We start from the raw sequence: 20,551 nt of genomic DNA, 5'->3' as shown, positions 1-20,551 counted from the left end.
ATTTAAGGATAAATGGCCTAAGAATGAGCTTCTCACCTACTCCTCCGCTATTCTTTCAGCCAATCATACGCCAATTGAGCGTACACAATGTGTTTATAGCCGTCCTTTTCGTAAAGTACGCCGATGTCGCCGTTCTTTTGAACCACCAGATCGGAATAGGCCGCCGGGCCGCTGTAAACCACTTTACCCGCTGACCAGGTTTGGCCATCGTCGGTACTTTGGCGGATGGTGAGATTCTCACGTTTATCCTGACTGTCGAGGTTGGAAAATAGCAGAACAGGCTTTCCCCTCTTCGGCTTGTAGCTGATCAGACTCCCCTGACAGACCGGGTCAGGCAGCTGCTCCATTATCTTAACCTCTTTCCAGCTCGCGCCCGCGTCGCGGCTGAATGCCTGAATCCGGTACTTGGCATCGCCCGACTGGTTGCGGCAGTTGAGCAGCAAACTACCATCGGAAGTCTCGGCGGCGGTAGCCTCGTTGCTTCCGGCATAGTCTACATCCGGGCTGATTTTAAAGGTCTTACCGTGGTCGTCGGAGTAAAAAGCGTGGGCACGGTAATCGCGAAACTTGTCCTGGGCTGGCCCGGCGGAGTGGTTGGCCGCGACAAAAACCCTTCCCTTATACGTGCCTTTCTGTATTTGCAATGCGTGGCCGGGCGTATTGGCATAAGAGCGCCAGTCTTCGCTGAACGTATAGGCCGGATTCGTCGCCGGAGCATTGGGGCGTGAGGTCTGGCTCGTAATATTCATAGCCTCGCTCCACGACAGTCCGTTATCTACACTGGTGCGGTACCACACCTCGCGCACCGCCTTGCCTTTTCGGTTGTCACTTTCGGAAGCCGTACCCGTGTTGTAGAACAAAAACAAACGGCCGTTCGGAAACGCAGGGTCGGTCAGGTCAAAGACCGGAGCGGGGTTTCCGGCCTGATTGCTGCCGTAATCGACGACTAGTTGAAGCTCGCCCCAGGTCCTGCCGTTATCAGGGCTTATTTTCAGGACAAGGTCCACGTCGCCGAAATCCCCGCAATCGTTGCGCCGGGCTTCGGCGAAGGCCAGCAGGTCGCCATTAGGCGCTTTCACGATGGCCGGAATGCGGTAGCACTGGTAGCCGTTTTGTCCATTTTCAAAAACAACCGTTTCAACAACATTTTCCTTATCGGACAGCCCCTGAAATAAATTTTGGAAAAGCGGGGCGGTAAAACCGGCAAGAAGACAGAGGTTCAGGAAAAGAGTTGTCATATTCTGGTTTTTTGTTAAAAATACACAGCCTCAAAAACGGCCAGCGGCGCTCGGCGGCCTACGTTCAGGGTCAGGGTATCGCCCTTGATGGTGTAGTTGTCAGTCAGCCCGAAGACTCGGAGAAATTCTGGCTCGCTGATATCTACATCGGAGCAGGCTTTCCGTGTAGTGGCCAGAGGTGAAAAGCGAATACGGCTGCCTTTTTCCAAGGTGTAGGTGCCATTGAACGTATTGCAACCCGCAAAACCCGTCACTCGGTTTTGGTCGGTTTTCAAGATGAAATAGCTTTCCCGTTCCTGATTCTTTGACATTATCACCTCACGGCCGGCCAGCGTGACCAACTTCCAGTACTTTTCAGTGATGGGATTCTGATCAGTCTTATTCAAAGTCTCTAATGCATCGCCTTTTACTTTCCGGGGGTGGTTGTCGCTGCAGCCTGTTACTGAAAGGGCAACGAAAACCAAAGCAATAAGTGATGATTTCATTGACATAACCGTTTTTTTGGAAGATGAGACTGGTACTTTTCCGTCAGGTGCCCGAACCGGAAAGATTCAGCAGATATTGGCGAAACCCATCCGTATCGTAGTTGGCAATCCCCTCGATTCGCTGCCTGATCTGGCCGTTTGGATCGAGGATGATGGTTGTCGGGATCGCCTCAGAAGCAAAGGCGGCGGGCAGCGGTCCGGCGGGCAGGTACACCGGAAAGGTAAAGGCCTTTTCCTGCACGAAATCCCGGGCTTTCTGGTCGGAATCGTCCAAGGACAGCATTACGAAGGCAATCTTACTTTGATCCACCGATTCATAAAGTTTCTGAATGGCAGGCATCTCAGCCCGGCAGGGAGGACACCAGGTGGCCCATTGGTTCAGGAAAACTACCTTCCCCCGCAACTCGCTCAATTCAACTGATTTCCCGTCTAGGGTGCGAACCGAAAATTGATGAGGGTAGCCATCCGCGACTGAATTATTGGAGACAGCTTCTTCTGACTCAGTCGGAGCATTTTTCAGACCTGTCTTGAGTATCAGCTGTTGCAAGCTCACCAGTGTCGATTTGCCCGCATCCGTAAAAAAAAGGAAACCAGCCAGCGCTGCCCATAGCGTGTACTCCAGCCAGGTCCGTTTCTGTTTGCTCATGCCGTCCAGTGCTTCATAAGTAAGGTGGGTGTATCAATGTACCGTCATACTCTTGACCTTCCCGTTATCCACGTTTTCCAGTGCTGACTGGCTTACGAAAGCCTGATCGTCGATGTCGAAAATAGCATCCATCAACCGGCTCAATTCCAGACGGGTCACGATCACATACAGCACGTCAACGGTTTTTTCCTGCTCACCACGCTTTCCAAAGCCCTGGTGGCTGTTCAGACTAGTGACGCCCCAGCCCTTATCCTGAATACTTTGCCGAACTTCATTGAAACGTTCAGAGACGATCATTACGGCGGTGTATTGCTCGATACCGTTCACGATGAAGTCGATAGTCTTGAAGGCGGCAAAGTAAGTAAGCATCGAGTACAACGCTGACTCAACACTGAGGAAGAAAACCGCCGCTGAAAAAATGAACACGTTGAGTATCAGGATCACATCACCAACTTTCAGGAAACGCGACTTCCGGCTGATCAACAAGGCCAGTGCCTCCGTGCCGTCCAGTACAGCGCCGCCACGCATGGCTAGCCCAATGCCCGCCCCAATGAAAAACCCGCCGAACACCGCCGTAAGCAGCGAGTCAGGTGTCACATCCGGATAAGGTACTACCAGTAGGCACAAAGCCAGACCCGCAATGGCCAGTACACTGCGTATGGCGAAGGTGCGGCCAATAAACCGGTAAGCCATCACGATGAACGGCAGGTTAATGAGCGGGATCAGCACCGCCAGCGAGAGGCCGAAAATCTCGCTCAGCAGCATCGAGATGCCCGTTGCTCCACCGTCGATGAAGTTGCTGGACATCAGGAAGCCTTTAAGGCCCATGCCTGTGCTTCCTATGCCTAGCAAAATGAGAAAGGTATCTTTCAGGACAAACCCGATTCTGGATTTCTTTTGTTTTGTCATTTCTTTGATAGAAGGGATTTGGGGCCGCCGAGCGCTGACCTCAATTTGAACAGAGTCACTACCCGGTAGGTTCACAGTTGGCCCCGCAACTTGTTATTCCCTTGCTTTCATCGATAAAAGCTCGCGCCAGAACCTGCGGATAAACTCCCACTCGGCCCGCGAAGCGCCCTCGTGTGCCCGTGCCACCCGCAGCAGAATATTGACGAACCGTTTCCGGGTCTCCCGGTTGATCTCAATCCCTTCGCCTGCCATGCGCCGTATTCCCGCCTCATAGGCTTCAGTGGAACTATACCCAAAGTTATTCCGCAGGAAAAAACCGCAGACAGCCAGGTCGCCGTGTGTTTCCTCCGTCAGGATTTCACGGACAACCTCTACTTCTTCTTTCTGGAGTTCGCCATCGACCATTGATAGGGCATAGATGACACTACCCAGGCCAATTAATAAGTCAGGTGAATTCATGACATTTTTATTATTGGTGGTACATACTTTCAAAACCTTCCGTAGTCCAAAAACCAAGCGCTCAGTTGAATGAATGCGCGGCCAGTTGGTGAAAAACCCGCTCGTCGAGCCGGTAACGGTCATTGAACGTCAGACTGCTCCGGGCGGTGAAAAGCGCGTAGTTGACCGCATTGTACAGTAACCAGTACGAAAGTTTCGCTTCCAGCATCTGCTCTTCGAGCCGCAGCCGCTCGCGGGCCTGCTTGGCCAGCTGGGCCGGAATGGGTAGTTCTTTCAGAATAGTGTCGTCAGCCTTGGTTGGGACTGTTTTCTGAAAATGGTCGTACACTCTGGTCGTAAGCGTGTATTCGGCCGCGAGGTGTTCAGCAATCAGGTCGCGCAGGTGCTCCTGAAAGAGCTCGATAGTGAGCGCGCTGTGGTGGATATTACGAATTTCGGAACGTATCTGCCGGGTCCGCTTCGGAGCGACGGTGCTTGTCGGCGGCTGCTTCTTCCTCCGCCCCCCGGCCCACTGCCCCAGCCAGGATTCGTATTCGGTCAGATCGGCAAACGGATCGGCCCAGCCCATAAGACCGTTTTGGCAAAGGTTGCGGTAAAGGCTACTACCCAACCGGGTGGTGGGGTCGAGCAGGGAAGTCAGCGACTGCCCCTGAATGCTGAACGGAGTCTTGCCGTTGTAGCTGTTGGTCAGTGTCAGGCTCCGATGGATGCTCTCCCCGCCGATTTGCACGGTGGCAGGCAGCACGATGCAGATACTGAACTCTCCGGTGATGGTGTGCTTGATCACCAGTTGATATTCCGATATCAGTTCATCGATCACCTCTTGAATTGCGGCGTTGGGAACGATCGTGTAGTCAGCACTCTGAATGCCAAAGAGCGTTTTGCGTCCGCCGGGAATGTGGCCCACCACGAGTTGCTGACGATCGGTGGCGATGATATCGTAGTCCGGCAACAGGTCGCTCAGCCATACCGATTCAATGGGATAGCAAATGTCCTTCCAATAACCTGTTATTCGGGGTTCAGTGCTGAGATATGTCATAAAGTTTGCGTTTTTATTTTTACAGTTGTAAATTTACGGTCATAAAATATCATTATCAAGCATTACTGCTCAGTTTGTTCATTTTTTCATCAAAGGCGGCTGGATCATGAAAATCTCCCTGTTGGTTACCCAGAAAGTGAAAGTGGCCGCCTTGCTGCTGCTTGTGATGGTTTTCGTAGTGCTTTTTTCGTTGCGGGTGGACAACAGGGCGCATCACATGGACGAGGCTGTCACGACTGTGTACAAAGATCGTCTGCAACCGGCCCTGATCATTGTATACCTGAGTGAAAATCTTCATGCCAAGCGCATTTTACTGGATAACTACTTTGGCGAATATTCAAGAACTCCCCTTGCAGAATTAAAGATCCAGCTTTCGGACTACGACACTAAAAACGACAAGCTGGTGGCCGATTTTGAGCACACTATCCTAACCCGTAACGAGGCAGCAGTACTAGCCGAATTCAAGGCCGACCTGGCTGCTAATACCCGGCTGGAGCGCAGGGTGCTGCAGCAAGCCGAAAATGAAAAAAGGCAATTGGCTGCCGTACTTTATAACAGGGAAGGCATAAAGGCCTTTCGCAAGAGCATCCAGAATCTGCATGTTCTGGCTCAGATTCAGTCGGAGACCGGACAAGAAATCGTCCAGGGATCACACCGCGATGCTGCCGGAGTATCCGCCATCACTTCATTGTTGATCGCCGTAGCCGTTATCATCGGCATTCTCATACAAAGTCTGGTCCATAGTGCCCGGTTTCTTGACAGAAATCCGTCAAAATTCAATCTCAATTAACTCTATAAATCAAACCAATCATGCGTACCATTCATTCTTTCCTCGTCACTATCATCGCGATGATGATGAGCAGCCTCGAAGCTCTTGCTCAGGATGAACAAAAGATTAAAGTTGATCCCGGCGTATCAGTGCACAACTACAAGCATCCTCATAAAGCCAAAAAGGCTGACAGTATGCAAAAGGTTTACAGCCGCTCCCGGTATAGTTCCCGGGTCGGCATTGTACCCCGCTCCATCATAGCGCCCCGGGCGAACCTACTGCCCGTAACGCCAAAGTACAAGCAGCGTCCGGGCTGGTCTTTTTTCAAGAATTCCAGCCCTACTCCCACACGGCTGAACCCACTGACGAACCCGGGTAATTATAAGACCCAGCATTGAAGTTACGAAATAAAAAAATGAAAGTACTTTTGGTTTTGTAACTATTTTCAGGTAAGACCAGCAGGCAGTTTAAAGAAAACTGCCTGCTGACAAAACCTAGGACCGGCGGGAATCAGAAGAACCTGATCCAGCAGAACGCACGTAACGCTTCATCGAAAAAGCGTGTTCATGCCGCTCGTCCGGCTCGTGCCGGTCGGAATACACCTCCTCCCAATTGGCCCAGTCGATCTCTGGGAAAAACGCATCTCCTTCAATAATGGCGTGGACGATCGTCAGGTATAACTTGTCCGCGAGTGGCAGCATTTCCTTGAAAATACTCACGCCTCCCAGTACAAAAACTTCTTCTTCGTCGTCCAGCATTTCCAGGGCTTCCTCTAAACTCTGCGCTTGCTCAGCCGGCTGGTGATCCAGCACGAGGTCGTCACGGGAACTTACGACCACATTGCGGTAGCTCGAATACAGCCCGTCGGGGGCTTCATAGCTTTTGCGCCCCACAAGAAAAGGTTTGCCATCAGTCGTTTTCTTGAAGTATTCCCATTCGTCAGGCAGGTTCCAGGGCAGATGGTCACCTTGACCAACGCAATGATTTTCGCTCATGGCGGCAATGAGTGTTAGCTGCATTTCTACTAAAGTTGCTTTGTTTTCATTATTGGTAAACTTATCCAAAAATGAAAAGACGACCAATTCTATCAGACTTCAAATGTTTGCATGATACTTTCAGAAGAAACCCGAATTTAATGTTGTAACTACATTAAACTATCAAAAATGGCCTGGTTTTTGATAAAAGGCTTTTCTTCTGTTTTTCCCTCTCTTCGCCTCCAAACAATGCTCCGACAGCCCCCCGCCATTTAGGACTATTCGAATTACTTAGGAGAAATATCGGGTTTAGAATTGCATTCAAGTAACCATCATGTGTCGCCAATTAGTCAACCCGGATAATTGGCATAGAGATTGCCGTCTTCTTTGCAATCCCCTCCCTAGTGAAATTTACGAGCGCAAAAAAGAAAGCTTTTGAAGTGTAAAAGAAAATTTTAACACGATGTCCAGCGGCGGCATCGACTGCCCATCACATTGATAAAGACTATCTATCCCGAATGGAAACCATACCCATTTATAGGCGCCCCCATGGCCTGATGAAATGTATCCGGACAAGCACAGTGAACATTGTGATTGTTCTGCTGACAATCTTTCATTTTTCACATGCTCAGGTAGCCACTCAAACATTCAACACTGCCGGTACCTATACTTTCACGGTCCCCATTGGCGTGAACTCCATTACGGTTCAGGCGTGGGGGGGCGGAGGAGGTGCCCGTGGAGATGGCACCAGTAACCGGGGAGCAGGCGGCGGTGGGGCCTATGCAAGTTCAACACTCAGCGTAACACAAGGCACGACCTTTACAGTTGTGGTAGGCGCCGGAGGAGTAGCCACGGGCAACCCCGGCCAGTCAGGTCAGGCGTCAGTTTTTGGAAATAATCAGGTAGTGGCTGACGGCGGAAGCGGGGGTACCAACTCAGGAGGCGCTGGTGGAACAGTGGCGGGTAGCATAGGTACTACCCGGTTTGCTGGCGGAGCCGGTGGAAACCGTGGCGGCACTACTGGTGTCGGTGGCGGCGGCGGTGGCGGCGGATCGGCTTTCAGTACCGGCAATGGAAATAATGGCGCGAATGGCGGACTGACCCAGGGAGGCAGTGGTGGAACCGGGGCCGGCAATGGCGGAAATGGTGGAAGTGCTGCGCAGCCTGGGAGCGATGGCGTAGTGCCTGGCGGTGGAGGCGGCGGCCGTGGATCGCAAGGTGGAAGTAGTGGTATGGGCGCCGATGGCCGCATTGTGGTTACTTATGCAAGCAACGCAGTGGATCTGGCTGTTACCAAAACCGCAAGTACCAGTTCGGCTACGGTGGGACAGGCTGTCACGTTTACCGTAGGTATTACCAATACCAGTAACGGAACTACCGCGACCAACGTGGTAGTCAATGACCTTTTGCCTTCGGGCTATACTTTCATCAGTGCTGCTTTGACGCCTTCAACGGGTACCTACGTCAGCTCTACCGGTATCTGGACTATCGGCAGTCTTGCTTCCGGTGGCTCAGCCTCCATGGTACTTGTGGGGATAGTCAACACAGCCGGCACCTACAACAACTCGGCCAGCGTCACGGCAAACCAACCCGATAGCAATACGGCCAATAATTCCGCAACTGCTGTAGTCACGGTCTGTAGGGCAGGATCGTCATCACCGCTATTCAATTGATGATAATCCAAAAAAATCGCACATTCAAACGGATCCCTATGCTGGATAGTTTACTTAAAAAACCGAAGGGTCTTACTTATCCATCCACCACGGTACATCTTAATTTGGTTCGTACCAGGTGGGCAGGATTGGTATGGTTGCTCTTGTTTTTCATCTCGAATTCGTCTCTGGCAGAGGGAACCAAGCAGGCGTCACCCACCAGTAACACCATCTCGGCCCTGCTTTCAGCTCCCGATCTGGCCAATGGTTCCTACTTCAATACTAGTGAAGATAACCGACTGTACTTTTCAATCAAGAATTTTTCCACCGAAAGCCTGTACTTCGGATTTGACTGGCGGGATTACTCCGGGAGTTCGGCGAACCTGGCAACGCCTGTCTATTATCGCATTATGAATCCCGACGGAACAGTCGCGTTGGGTCCTACGCTCTGGACGGGTACCGGAAATGGAAAAATAAATACCTATGCTCAGGCTGTAGCCGGGCCGAACATCAACGGCTCCGTACCGACGGGCTACTCGCCTCTGGTATTTAACCCGACGGTGAATGGCGAATACTGGATCGAGTATTGGCTGGGTACATCAACCACCAATTCCACGCCTATCACCACCTCAGCGGGAAGAATTGATTCTCCGCTTTTTGACCTGACGGTAGCCAACAGAACATCGCCCTATGCTGTGCAGTCAGGTAGGCTTTTTTCGTATAAGTGGGGGTTTGTAGCCGTCGATCCAACGACGTTCACCATAGTGGCAAGCGCCAACGCTGCTCCTAGTTTTTACGCCTATACTGATGATAGACTAGTTGTAAGGCTGCAATTTGCTACGGGCTTCCAGCCCATTGCATTTGCGGTTGCAGTTAACAATTATGGGGTCAACGATTCAGGCGACCGCCACGTAGATCGAAAATCGGTAAATGATGCTGTCGCTCCTTCCCTTCCGGGGGGATATATGGTTTTTCTCCAGCCTCCGGATGCGTCCATCTATCCCGTCGCTACCGACCCTGGCCAGCCCACATTTCAATCGCCTATATTTGAAGGATGTGTGCCCCCTTATGGTGTTCGGTTCACCCTGCCGGCCAATGGAGACGTCCGGCTTCTGTTCGACTTAAACGGTGTCGCAGGGTATCAGGCCGGAACTGCCGACCGGATACTCGAAGGCTTTGACCTATTGGCAGGGCCCAATACAATTCCCTGGGATGGGAAAAACGGTTTGGGTGTATTTATTGCCAATAATGTGTCCCTAAACCTAAAACTAACCTACCTAAGAGGCCGATTCAACTTTCCGCTTTATGATGCTGAGATCAACAAAGGCGGCTTTACGGTAACGACAATCTCACCAGCCAGCTTACCATCACCAAGGCTCTATTGGGATGATAGTGGTCTGACCAACATCGGGACAACCTGTAATGACAGCCAGAATAATGTAACGGGTTCTGGATTAGACAATTCGTTGGTTGGAAGTGTTTCTCCAGGCCATGCCTGGAATGGAAACGGCAATCCCGGGCAGGTCATTCCGGCTCCGGCGGTCAGTGGCAATGATACAGACAACCTTCAATGCAACGACTATGGCAATGTGAGGACCATCAATACCTTCGGTTGGGGACAGGAAAAGGAAGTAAGTGCGACGGGAGTGCTGGGATGTCCTGATCTTACGCTTACCAAAAGCGTAAATAATGCTACTCCTAATAAAGGAGGTACGGTGACTTTTACCGTCACAGCCCAAAACCTGGGACCGATTACTGCCACCAATACCGTGGTGACGGATGTGTTGCCTTCGGGTTTCACCCTGGTAAGTGCAGTTCCTTCTGTAGGTACCTTCACGGCCCCCAACTGGAACGTAGGGAATCTGGCGGTTGGAGCCACGCCAACCTTGGCCATAACTGCCACCGTAAACTGTTCGGGCCTGTATACGAATATTGCCAGTATCGCTAGCGATCTGCCCGATATAAATCCAAACAACAATAAGGCTTTCGCTGTAGTAACTCCCAGAAGTACAGGGTCAGTCAGCCTGACTAATACCTGTCCGGCCACTACCGTAAACCTGACCACGCAAGTACCTTGTAATGTTCCTTCCGGGGCTACATTGACCTGGCACACGGGTTCCACTGCCACCGCCGCTAATAAAGTGGCCAATCCGGCCAGTGTGGGTGCCGGCACTTACTATGCCGCGTTTGAAGATGCAACCAACAACTGCTACAGTCCCACCACCGCCTATACGGTTACTATCCAGAGTTGCAATACAGATCTGAGCATTGTAAAGTCGGCGAATACTTCTACTCCCAATGTAGGAACTAATGTAGTGTTCACTCTGAACGTTACCAACAACGGTCCGGCTGCAGCTACGGGTGTAAGTGTAAATGACCAGCTGCCCAGTGGATACACCTACGTGAGTGATAATGGTGGGGGTGCATACAATAGTAGCACAGGCGTATGGACCATTGGTAGCTTGGCTAACTCGGGCACTGCGTCTTTACAAATTACTGCCACGGTAAAACCCACAGGCAGCTATGCCAATACAGCCACGGTAACTGGAAGCCAGAACGATCCCAATACGGCTAACAACGCATCCACCAATACTCCTACACCTGTACCTGTAGCCGATTTATCCGTCACCAAGACCGACGGCAGTGCCACCTACACGCCCGGTACCACCACGACCTACACAATCGTCGTCAGCAACGCCGGCCCCAGCAACGTGACCGGCGCCACCGTGGCCGACAACGCCCCGGCGGGCACCACCATCAGCTCGTGGACGGCCGCGTTCGCCGGCGGGGCGACGGGCACGGCCAGCGGCAGCGGAAACATCAGCCAGACCGTCAGCCTGCCCAGCGGCGGCAGCGTCACCTACACCGTGGCGGTCGCCGTACCCAGCAGCCGAACAGGCAATCTGGTCAACACGGCCACCGTGGCGGCTCCCGCTGGCGTGATCGATAACAACCAGGCCAACAACAGCGCCACGGACACCGACGCGCAGAACTCAGTGGCCGACCTGGCCATCACCAAGACCGACGGCAGCGCCACCTACACGCCCGGCCTGCCCCTTACCTACACCATCGTCGTTAGTAATGCCGGACCCAGCAACGTGATCGGCGCCACGGTGGCCGACATCATCCCGGTTTCATTGACGGGCGTGACGTGGAGTTCGGCCACGGCCGGTACGGCCAGCGTGGTCACCGGTGCCACGGGCAGCGGAAATGCCCTGTCGGCCTCGGTGAGCATTCCGGCCGGAGCAGGCAACACCGTCACCTTCACCGTGACGGGCACCGTGTCAGCGGCAGCCACGGGCGACCTGGTCAACACGGCCACGGTGACAGCCCCCACTGGCGTGACCGACCCGACCCCGGCCAACAACAGCGCCACGGACACCGACGCGCAGAACTCAGTGGCCGACCTGGCCGTCACCAAGACCGACGGCAGCGCCACCTACACACCGGGTACTACCACGACATACACCATCGTCGTCAATAATGCCGGACCCAGCAACGTGACCGGTGCCACGGTAAGCGACAACGCCCCGGCGGGCACCACCATCAGCTCGTGGACGGCCGCGTTCGCCGGCGGGGCGACGGGCACGGCCAGCGGCAGCGGCAACATCAGCCAGACCGTCAGCCTGCCCTCAGGCGGCAGCATCACCTACACCGTGGCGGTCGCCGTACCCAGCAGCCGAACAGGCAATCTGGCCAACACGGCCACCGTGACGGCACCCGCCGGCGTGACCGATAACAACCAGGCCAACAATAGCGCCACGGATACCGACGCGCAGAACTCAGTGGCTGACCTGGCCATCACCAAGACTGACGGCAGCGCCGCCTACACGCCAGGCCTAACCGTCACCTACACCATCGTCGTCAATAATGCCGGACCCAGCAACGTGACCGGTGCCACGGTAAGCGACAACGCCCCGGCGGGCACCACCATCAGCTCATGGACGGCCGCGTTCGCCGGCGGGGCGATGGGCACGGCCAGCGGCAGCGGAAACATCAGCCAGACCGTCAGCCTGCCCTCAGGCGGCAGCGTCACCTACACCGTGGCGGTCGCCGTACCCAGCAGCCGAACAGGTAATTTGGTCAACACGGCCACCGTGGCGGCTCCCGCTGGCGTGACCGATCCGACTCCGGCCAACAACAGCGCTACGGACACCGACACGCAGAACTCAGTGGCTGACCTGGCCATCACCAAGACCGACGGTAGCGCCACCTACACACCAGGCCTGCCCCTCACCTACACCATCGTCGTCAGCAACGCCGGGCCCAGCAACGTCACCGGCGCCGCGGTGAGCGATGCCATCCCGATTGTACTAACAAACGTGACATGGACCTCGGCCACGGCCGGTACGGCCAGCGTGGTCAGCGGCGGCTCGGGTAGCGGAAACAATCTGTCAGCCTCGGTGAGCATCCCGGCCGGAGCGGGCAACACCGTCACATTTACCGTGACGGGTACCGTGTCAGCGGCCGCCACGGGCAACCTGGTCAACACGGCCACGGTGATGGCCCCCGCCGGCGTGACCGATAACAACCAGGCCAACAACAGCGCTACGGACACCGACACACCAGCGCCACGAACGGATCTGAGCATTTCAAAAACGGTAGTTGTTCAAAGGCCCGAAATAGGGGCTAATGTGACCTTCACCCTGGTAGTAACCAATAATGGCCCTAGTGTGGCCACAGGGGTATCAGTTGCGGATCTGCTCCCCAATGGTTATTCCTACGTATCCAGTACATTGCCAGGCAACTATAACAGTGGTACCGGGGTATGGACTATTGGCAACCTCGCCAATGGAAATAGCGCAACTCTGGAAATCACCGCTACTATCAATGCTTCGGGTGCTTATGCCAATACAGCTATCGTATCTGGCAATGAAACTGATCCCAATACGGCCAACAACACCTCCACAGCAAGTGTCCAGGCGCAGATTTTGCGAACCAGGGCGTACTTGCAGGGAGCGCTCTTTGGGGTCACCTATTCCAGCCCTTCTGTAGTCGATTCGCTGATGCGTGACAACCTCCGTGTCCCGACGCCAATGATACCCCTTACTTCACCTTACAACTACTGGAATCCAACGGTAACCGCCAATACGATCCCGGCCAATGTGCTAAACGCCACGGGACAAGACGCAATCGTGGACTGGGTATTTGTAGAACTACGCGATGCGACTAACCCTGCGGTGATTGTCAGCAGTCGCTCGGCGCTCCTGCAGCGTGATGGTGACATCGTGGATCTGGACGGAGTGACGCCACTTCCGGTACGCTCACCAGCCGGAACTACCTACTACGTAGCCGTTCGACACCGGAACCACCTGGCGGTAATGACTGCAGGAGCCGTAACCATGACAACGGTAGGCACAACGGTTGATTTCCGGAAGGCTTCTACCCCCACTTACCGTAAGGGCATCCAACCGATTCACCAATCCCAGGTGGATGTACTGCAGGGCAAAGCCCTGTGGGCCGGGAATGCCCTGCGCGACGACGGAGTGATTTACCAAGGCACCAGCAACGACGTGAATCCAATTTATCAACAAGTGATCGGTGCATCTGGCAATATCAACACTCTGCCTTTCTATATCCTTAAAGGCTACTACGGCGGAGATATCAATATGGATGGCAAACTGACTGCTCAGGGTACCCGCAATGACGTGGAGTACATCTACCAGAATGTTTTCAAGAATCATCCGGGCAATACGCCAAAGGCCGATAATTTCATCATCCAGCAACAACTCCCTGAATAAATCAGATTGAAAGAAAATTTCATCAGAAATCTTTACGACTACCCATTATGAGAAAATCCCACTACCTCAAAAACCTGCTCAGTGCCCTGGTATTGATTCTTCTGGCAACCTCCGTCCACGCCCAGCTATCAACCAACACCATCAAATATCAGCTTACGTACGAGGCATCTTCCGGCAGGTACACGGTCTGGGTGGTACCTGATTACAGTACCCCCAATGCCTTTAATCCGGATACGGATGAAACGGGAGGAACTGCTCAGGTAACCCTTAAAGCCCCTCAGGCTTTCGACATCGTGCCGGGTAGCGTAATTAACATAAAGGGATTTTGGTCCGAACAGCCAATCAAACTGAATGGAGGTGACTTTGGGCTCGATCCTGGTTTCAGTTACCTCGTCTTCGGGAAGGACCCTTCGCGAACAAATTATGGTCCTTTCGCCCCAAATACTCCCGTTGCATTATTCTCGTTTCTGGGAAATAGCTGCTTCGGGCAGATCGGTATCTTGGCCAAGGCAGATCCCTTTGTGGCCGCAGCCGCAGCCGATCCTTTTTCTCTGAACGTAGAAGGAAGTTTTTATTCAAGATCCGGACAACCGGGCAATGATACGGGTACTCCAACTGGTGGAAACCAGGAACCACTCGAACAATTCATCGACAAGCTTGGTCCTGATACCGAATGTCGCTCTGACCTGATGCTGACCAAAATGGTTGATAACGCCACTCCCAATGTGGGGAGTAATGTCGTGTTCACCATTACGGTTACCAACAGCGGACCTGGTATTGCAACCGGGGTGGAAGTTACTGACCAACTACCTTCGGGATACACCTTTGTAAGTGATGACGGAGCAACGGCTTCCACCTACAACGAGATTACGGGCTTGTGGACAATCGGGACAATTCTCGCCGGTAACTCCGCAACGCTCGCCATTACGGCACAAGTGAATCCAACGGGAGTCTATTTAAATTATGCCCAGGTCTCTGCTTCCAATGACCTCGATATCGACTCTTCTCCCGGAAACGGACCCCAAACTCCCGATGAGGATGACGATGATCAAGTAACGACAGTTCCTGTCCCTGTGGCTGACCTGGCCATCACCAAGACCGACGGCAGCGCCACCTACACACCCGGCCTGCCCGTCACCTACACCATCGTTGTCAGCAACGCCGGGCCCAGCGATGTCACCGGCGCCACGGTGGCCGACGCCATCCCGGCTTCATTGACGGGCGTGGCGTGGACTTCGGCCACGGCCGGTACGGCCAGCGTGGTCAGCGGCGGCTCGGGCACCGGAAACAATCTGTCGGCCTCGGTGAGCATTCCGGCCGGAGCGGCCAACACCGTCACCTTCACCGTGACGGGGACCGTGTCAGCGGCAACCACCGGCAATCTGGTCAACACAGCCACGGTAGCGGTACCCAACGGGGTAATCGACCCGACCCCGGCCAACAACAGCGCCACGGACACCGACACGCAGAACTCAGTGGCCGACCTGGCCATCACCAAGACCGACGGCAGCGCCACCTACACGCCAGGCCTGCCCCTCACCTACACCATCGTCGTCAGCAATGCCGGGCCCAGCAACGTGATCGGCGCCACGGTGGCCGACGCCATCCCGGCTTCATTGACGGGCGTGACGTGGACTTCGGCTACGGCTGGTACGGCCAGCGTAGTCAGCGGCGGCTCGGGCACCGGAAATGCCCTGTCGGCAGCGGTGAGCATCCCGGCCGGAGCGGCCAACACCGTCACCTTCACCGTGACGGGCACCGTCTCAGCGGCAACCACGGGCAACCTGGTCAACACGGCCACGGTGACAGCCCCCGCCGGCGTGACCGATAACAATCAGGCCAACAACAGCGCCACGGATACCGACACGCAGAACTCAGTGGCCGACCTGGCCATCACCAAGACCGACGGCAGCGCCACCTACACGCCCGGCCTGCCCCTCACCTACACCATCGTCGTCAGCAACGCCGGACCCAGCAACGTCACCGGCGCCACGGTGGCCGACATCATCCCGGCTTCATTGACGGGCGTGACGTGGACTTCGGCTACGGCTGGTACGGCCAGCGTGGTCACCGGCGCAACGGGCAACGGAAATGCCCTGTCGGCAGCGGTGAGCATCCCGGCCGGAGCGGCCAACACCGTCACCTTCACCGTGACGGGCACCGTCTCGCCGGCAACCACGGGCGACCTGGTCAACACGGCCACGGTGACGGCTCCTGCTGGGGTGACCGACCCGACCCCGGCTAACAACAGCGCCACGGACACCGACGCGCAGAACTCAGTGGCCGACCTGGCCATCACCAAGACCGACGGCAGCGCCACCTACACGCCGGGCACTACCACGACCTACACGATTGTCGTCAGCAACGCCGGACCCAGCAACGTGACTGGTGCCACCGTGGCCGACAACGCCCCGACGGGCACCACCATCAGCTCGTGGACGGCCGCGTTCGCCGGCGGGGCGACGGGCACGGCCAGCGGCAGCGGCAACATCAGCCAGACCGTCAGCCTGCCCTCAGGCGGCAGCATCACCTACACCGTGGCGGTCGCCGTGCCTAGCGGCTTCACCGGCAACCTGGTCAACACGACCACCGTGACGGCCCCCACTGGCGTGACCGATAACAACCAGGCCAACAACAGTGCCACGGACACCGACACGCAGAACTCAGTGGCCGACCTGGCCATCACCAAGACCGACGGCAGCGCCACCTACACGCCCGGCCTACCCGTCACCTACACCATCGTCGTCAGCAACGCCGGGCCCAGCAACGTGACCGGCGCCACGGTGGCCGACATCATCCCGGCTTCATTGACGGGCGTGACGTGGAGTTCGGCCACGGCTGGTACGGCCAGCATGGTCAGCGGCGGCTCGGGCAGCGGAAATGCCCTGTCGGCAGCGGTGAGCATCCCGGCCGGAGCGGCCAACACCGTCACTTTCACCGTGACGGGCACCGTGTCAGCGGCAACCACGGGCGACCTGGTCAACACAGCCACGGTGACAGCTCCCGCCGGCGTGACCGATAACAACCAGGCCAACAACAGCGCCACGGACACCGACGCGCAGAACTCAGTGGCCGACCTGGCCATCACCAAGACCGACGGCAGCGCCACTTACACGCCAGGCCTGCCCCTCACCTACACCATCGTCGTTAGTAATGCCGGACCCAGCAACGTGATCGGCGCCACGGTGGCCGACATCATCCCGGTTTCGCTCACAGGCGTGACGTGGAGCTCGGCCACAGCCGGTGCAGCCAGCGTGGTCAGCGGCGCCACGGGCAGCGGAAATGCCCTGTCGGCAGCGGTGAGCATCCCGGCCGGAGCGGCCAACACCGTCACCTTCACCGTGACGGGTACCGTGTCAGCGGCAACCACCGGCAACCTGGTTAACACGGCCACGGTGACAGCCCCCGCTGGCGTGACCGATAACAACCAGGCCAACAACAGCGCCACGGACACCGACGCGCAGAACTCAATTGCCGACCTGGCTATCGTAAAAACACTGTCCATCCAGCGGCCTGAACCAGGAGCCAACGTAACTTTCACGCTGGTTGTCACCAATGATGGCCCCAGCGCGGAAACAGGGGTTGTCGTGACCGACGTATTGCCAGCTGGCTTTACGTATGTATCAGACAACGGAGCAGGAGCTTATACCGGCGGCACCTGGAATATCGGTGCCATGACTGTGGGAAGTACTGCTTCGCTACAAATTGTGGCAACAATAAACGCAACGGGCTCTTACGTCAATACCGCTGTCGTATCAGGTGACAACACGGCCAATGATCCCAATATGGCCAACAACACCTCAACGGCCAGTCTTGATGCACAAATTCTGCTGCCAAAGGTTTACCTGCAAGGATCGCTGTTCGGGGTGACTTACTCTGGTGGTTCGACAATCGACTCCTTGATGCGTGACGATCTGAGAGTGAAAGGACTTATTCCGCTCATTTCTCCGTATGGCTTCTGGAACCCGACCATCCCAGCCAATACCATCACGGCTGATGTGCTGAGTACGACAGGCCGCAACGCGATTGTGGATTGGGTGTTCGTAGAACTACGCGATGCAACAGATCCTACGGTAATTGTGAGTAGCCGCTCGGCACTCTTACAGCGTGATGGTGATATTGTTGATCTCGATGGAGTGACTCCGGTACCGGTACGTTCACCAGCCGGAACTACCTACTACGTAGCCGTTCGGCACCGGAACCATTTGGCCGTGATGACAGAAGGGGCCGTGACGATGACGGTGGCGGGAACGACAGTTGATTTCCGGAAGCCTTCGACGCCTACGTTCCGTAAAGCTGACCAGCCGATTCACCAACCGCAGGTGGATGTATTGCAGGGCAAAGCCATGTGGGCCGGCAACTCCCTGCGCGACAATGCAGTAATCTATCAGGGCACGAGCAACGACGTGAACGTATTGGCTCAGCAGGTAGTTGGCGCACCGGGCAATACCAATCAACTGCCTTTCTACATCCTGAAAGGCTACCAAAGCGGGGATATCAATATGAATGGCGAGGTAGTGTTCCAGGGCACTGGCAATGACGTGGAGTTTATCTATCAGAACGTTATCAAAAATCATCCAGGCAATGGATTGAAAGATAGCTTCTTCGTTATTCAGCAACAACTGCCCGAATAATCGTAGGGGGGGGCATACCTAGCTATGCCCTCCCTTACTAATTCCGAAGGCAATTCGACCCAGGCAGCCTGGGTATACTGTACTACCTGATACCAAAGACGGGAAAAGCTTTTCCGCAGCTGCGGATTAAAATATGCGAGTGACGAGGCTGACGATTCAATGCGACAAGCAGAAAACCAGCCTGTGAGTTTTTACTAGTAATGTGATATGATTATGAAATACGCAAGTTTGTATAGGGCAGCAATTGGACTTTGTTTTTTCTGGTGCACTACCTCGGTTCATGCACAAACCTTATCCACCAATACGGTAAAGTATAAGCTGACTTACAATGTAGACACCGAGGTGTATACGGTATGGGTGCACCCGGACTACAGTACACCCAACAGCAACAACACCAATGGAAGTGAGTTTTCGGCTACTGCTCAGGTATCGCTGAAAGTACCCAAGGCATTTGTCATCCAGGATATAACGGATTTGAAGGGTTTTTGGGAAAAAGACCCACGCAAACTGGGGGACCCCGCGATAGAACCCACGCTGGCCAGTGAAACATACGATTCTACCGCCCGCTACTATGCGATCGGGAAAGCGCCCTTCCAAACCAACCTGGGCAAATTTACGGTGGGCGATTCGGTCGCACTGTTTACGTTCAAGGGAAATGGCTGTTTTGGCCCCGTTAGCATACTGGCGGCGAATGATCCTTTTATCCAGGCGGCCTTCAATGCATCGTCGCTCAATGTACGGGCCAGCTTTTACTCCCGATCGGGACAACCGACAGGAGGCAACGAGATTCCCAAAGAACAGTTTATTGCTAAAAAAGGGCCCGATGTCAATTGCAGCGCCGAGTCCAAAATCGGGGTGGCCAAGTACATAGCGAGCGTAGTGGACAACCTGGACGGCAGCTTCAATGTAAGCTACGGAGTAAAGGTCGTGAATACCGGAGACGTGCCCCTCGCAAATGTGCAGGTGTACGACACTCTGAGTAATACGTTCTCGTCGCCGGCTACCTATATTTTGGTGGGGGGAGTGACAGCCACTCCTTCTTTTCCAGTAAATACCTCGTTCGATGGTAGTGGCAACAATACCGGCCTATTGGCGGGTACTTCTTCGCTGGCGGTCGGCGATTCGGTAGTTTTGGATTTTACGGTGAAGGTTATTCCCGGCACCGGCAACACGGGGCCATTCTTCAACTCAGCCTGGGGGGAAGGTACTTTCAACGACATCAAAGTACTTGATCGGTCAAACAACGGTCAGCAAGTGGACCCGGATCTGGACGGCAACTCGGGCGATAACTCGATACCCACTCCTGTAGTGCTCGCTCCTCAGGGCACGGCGGATGTAGCGCTGCGGGTTAGTGTCAGCGACAACCTCCCTCAGGTCAACGATAACGTAACCATAAGGCTGGTCTTGGAAAATCAGGGTACGCTGTCGGCCACAGGCCTTGAGGTGAAAGACCTGCTGCCAAACGGCGTACAGTTTATAGGTAGTAGTGGGGATGGTAGCTACGTTGAGGGCAAATGGACGGTTGGCTCCGTGACGGCAGGGGACTCGGCTGTCATTCTGCTGACTATAAAAGTAATCTCCATGGGCGCGCAGTACTATACCGCCGAAGTGTCAAAAATGAATGAATCCGACGTCGATTCCAGCCCGGACAACGGCGTGGTGTCAGAAGATGATTTCGGTCGGGTATGCATAAGCGCCCCCGTTCTGTTATGCACAAATCAAACTGTCGAAATTTCATCCCCACCGGGTTCGACCGGCATCCAATGGTTCAGAAACGGGGTGCTTCTTCCCAATGAAACCAGCGCCACGCTGAAGGTAACCAGTGCCGGCTCGTATACATTCACCACATCCGGCGATGTTTGCCCAGCCGGAGGGTGCTGTCCGATTCTGGTTGAGGAGGTGGATTGTTGTCCGGTCAATGTTTGTGTACCTGTAGTCATAACCAAAGTAAAACGAGGCGTTCGATGACAACTTCCGGTTGAATTGCTTATCCGGTCACTTTGCA

Annotated in this window: 13 protein-coding genes; 6 read left to right on the top strand and 7 right to left on the bottom strand. The window is 54.8% G+C overall.

Translation table 11 applies throughout. The features are described from left to right. Positions 1 to 47 precede the first annotated feature (47 nt). The 6 genes from IE117_RS10520 to IE117_RS10495 form a co-directional block, all read right to left on the bottom strand. A complete protein-coding gene (locus IE117_RS10520) occupies positions 48 to 1,238 on the bottom strand; it encodes a sialidase family protein (protein ID WP_189564387.1) in 1,191 nt (396 codons plus the stop codon). 14 nt (positions 1,239 to 1,252) lie between these two features. Next, positions 1,253 to 1,723 (bottom strand): META domain-containing protein, encoded by a 471-nt coding sequence (locus tag IE117_RS10515; protein WP_229580712.1) that lies wholly within the window; start codon positions 1,721 to 1,723, stop codon positions 1,253 to 1,255. A gap of 43 nt (positions 1,724 to 1,766) precedes the next feature. After that, positions 1,767 to 2,369 carry a TlpA family protein disulfide reductase gene (locus tag IE117_RS10510; protein ID WP_229580710.1) on the bottom strand — a complete coding sequence of 201 codons (603 nt, stop codon included), beginning with the start codon at positions 2,367 to 2,369 and terminating at the stop codon, positions 1,767 to 1,769. Positions 2,370 to 2,402: 33 nt separating this feature from the next. Further along, positions 2,403 to 3,278 (bottom strand): YitT family protein, encoded by an 876-nt coding sequence (locus IE117_RS10505; RefSeq protein ID WP_189564385.1) that lies wholly within the window; start codon positions 3,276 to 3,278, stop codon positions 2,403 to 2,405. Between the two features lie 93 nt (positions 3,279 to 3,371). Next, positions 3,372 to 3,737, bottom strand: a complete 366-nt coding sequence (locus IE117_RS10500) for a TerB family tellurite resistance protein (RefSeq protein WP_189564384.1) — start codon at positions 3,735 to 3,737, stop codon at positions 3,372 to 3,374. Positions 3,738 to 3,798: 61 nt separating this feature from the next. Then, positions 3,799 to 4,776: a hypothetical protein gene (locus IE117_RS10495; RefSeq protein ID WP_189564383.1), complete on the bottom strand. Its 978-nt coding sequence runs from the start codon at positions 4,774 to 4,776 to the stop codon at positions 3,799 to 3,801. 106 nt (positions 4,777 to 4,882) lie between these two features. Between IE117_RS10495 and IE117_RS10490 the strand changes: the two genes are divergently transcribed. Next, the gene (locus IE117_RS10490) at positions 4,883 to 5,566 is read left to right on the top strand and encodes an MCP four helix bundle domain-containing protein (RefSeq protein ID WP_189564382.1); all 684 of its coding nucleotides are present in this window, start codon (positions 4,883 to 4,885) and stop codon (positions 5,564 to 5,566) included. 20 nt (positions 5,567 to 5,586) lie between these two features. Beyond that, complete coding sequence (locus IE117_RS10485) at positions 5,587 to 5,943, top strand: hypothetical protein (protein ID WP_189564381.1); 357 nt, start codon at positions 5,587 to 5,589, stop codon at positions 5,941 to 5,943. A gap of 96 nt (positions 5,944 to 6,039) precedes the next feature. Here IE117_RS10485 and IE117_RS10480 read toward each other — a convergent pair whose 3' ends face one another. Next, positions 6,040 to 6,564: a dihydrofolate reductase gene (locus IE117_RS10480; protein WP_189564380.1), complete on the bottom strand. Its 525-nt coding sequence runs from the start codon at positions 6,562 to 6,564 to the stop codon at positions 6,040 to 6,042. Positions 6,565 to 7,037: 473 nt separating this feature from the next. Here IE117_RS10480 and IE117_RS10475 point away from each other — a divergent pair, with 473 nt between their 5' ends. The 4 genes from IE117_RS10475 (at position 7,038) to IE117_RS10460 (ending at position 20,514) form a co-directional block, all read left to right on the top strand. After that, the gene (locus tag IE117_RS10475) at positions 7,038 to 8,192 is read left to right on the top strand and encodes a DUF11 domain-containing protein (protein ID WP_189564379.1); all 1,155 of its coding nucleotides are present in this window, start codon (positions 7,038 to 7,040) and stop codon (positions 8,190 to 8,192) included. Between the two features lie 38 nt (positions 8,193 to 8,230). After that, positions 8,231 to 13,912, top strand: coding sequence for a DUF11 domain-containing protein (locus tag IE117_RS10470; RefSeq protein WP_189564378.1), 5,682 nt, complete (start codon positions 8,231 to 8,233; stop codon positions 13,910 to 13,912). A 47-nt stretch (positions 13,913 to 13,959) separates the two neighbouring features. After that, positions 13,960 to 18,546: a beta strand repeat-containing protein gene (locus IE117_RS10465; protein WP_189564377.1), complete on the top strand. Its 4,587-nt coding sequence runs from the start codon at positions 13,960 to 13,962 to the stop codon at positions 18,544 to 18,546. A gap of 213 nt (positions 18,547 to 18,759) precedes the next feature. Next, on the top strand, positions 18,760 to 20,514 hold the full coding sequence (locus IE117_RS10460) for a DUF11 domain-containing protein (RefSeq protein WP_189564376.1): 1,755 nt from the start codon (positions 18,760 to 18,762) through the stop codon (positions 20,512 to 20,514). Positions 20,515 to 20,551: the final 37 nt, after the last annotated feature.

Origin of the sequence: Persicitalea jodogahamensis (assembly GCF_014651615.1) — a bacterium.
Taxonomy (GTDB): Bacteria; Bacteroidota; Bacteroidia; order Cytophagales; family Spirosomataceae; genus Persicitalea; species Persicitalea jodogahamensis.
This window is presented reverse-complemented; position numbering and strand designations above follow the sequence as displayed.

What these genes read in the sequence shown, in the direction of transcription:
- IE117_RS10470 (WP_189564378.1), top strand. Translation starts at nt 8,231, where the DNA reads ATGCTGGATAGTTTACTTAAAAAACCGAAGGGTCTTACTTATCCATCC.
- IE117_RS10495 (WP_189564383.1), bottom strand. Translation starts at nt 4,776, where the DNA reads ATGACATATCTCAGCACTGAACCCCGAATAACAGGTTATTGGAAGGAC.
- IE117_RS10515 (WP_229580712.1), bottom strand. Translation starts at nt 1,723, where the DNA reads ATGAAATCATCACTTATTGCTTTGGTTTTCGTTGCCCTTTCAGTAACA.
- IE117_RS10485 (WP_189564381.1), top strand. Translation starts at nt 5,587, where the DNA reads ATGCGTACCATTCATTCTTTCCTCGTCACTATCATCGCGATGATGATG.
- IE117_RS10500 (WP_189564384.1), bottom strand. Translation starts at nt 3,737, where the DNA reads ATGAATTCACCTGACTTATTAATTGGCCTGGGTAGTGTCATCTATGCC.
- IE117_RS10480 (WP_189564380.1), bottom strand. Translation starts at nt 6,564, where the DNA reads ATGCAGCTAACACTCATTGCCGCCATGAGCGAAAATCATTGCGTTGGT.
- IE117_RS10510 (WP_229580710.1), bottom strand. Translation starts at nt 2,369, where the DNA reads ATGAGCAAACAGAAACGGACCTGGCTGGAGTACACGCTATGGGCAGCG.
- IE117_RS10475 (WP_189564379.1), top strand. Translation starts at nt 7,038, where the DNA reads ATGGAAACCATACCCATTTATAGGCGCCCCCATGGCCTGATGAAATGT.
- IE117_RS10490 (WP_189564382.1), top strand. Translation starts at nt 4,883, where the DNA reads ATGAAAATCTCCCTGTTGGTTACCCAGAAAGTGAAAGTGGCCGCCTTG.
- IE117_RS10520 (WP_189564387.1), bottom strand. Translation starts at nt 1,238, where the DNA reads ATGACAACTCTTTTCCTGAACCTCTGTCTTCTTGCCGGTTTTACCGCC.
- IE117_RS10465 (WP_189564377.1), top strand. Translation starts at nt 13,960, where the DNA reads ATGAGAAAATCCCACTACCTCAAAAACCTGCTCAGTGCCCTGGTATTG.
- IE117_RS10505 (WP_189564385.1), bottom strand. Translation starts at nt 3,278, where the DNA reads ATGACAAAACAAAAGAAATCCAGAATCGGGTTTGTCCTGAAAGATACC.
- IE117_RS10460 (WP_189564376.1), top strand. Translation starts at nt 18,760, where the DNA reads ATGAAATACGCAAGTTTGTATAGGGCAGCAATTGGACTTTGTTTTTTC.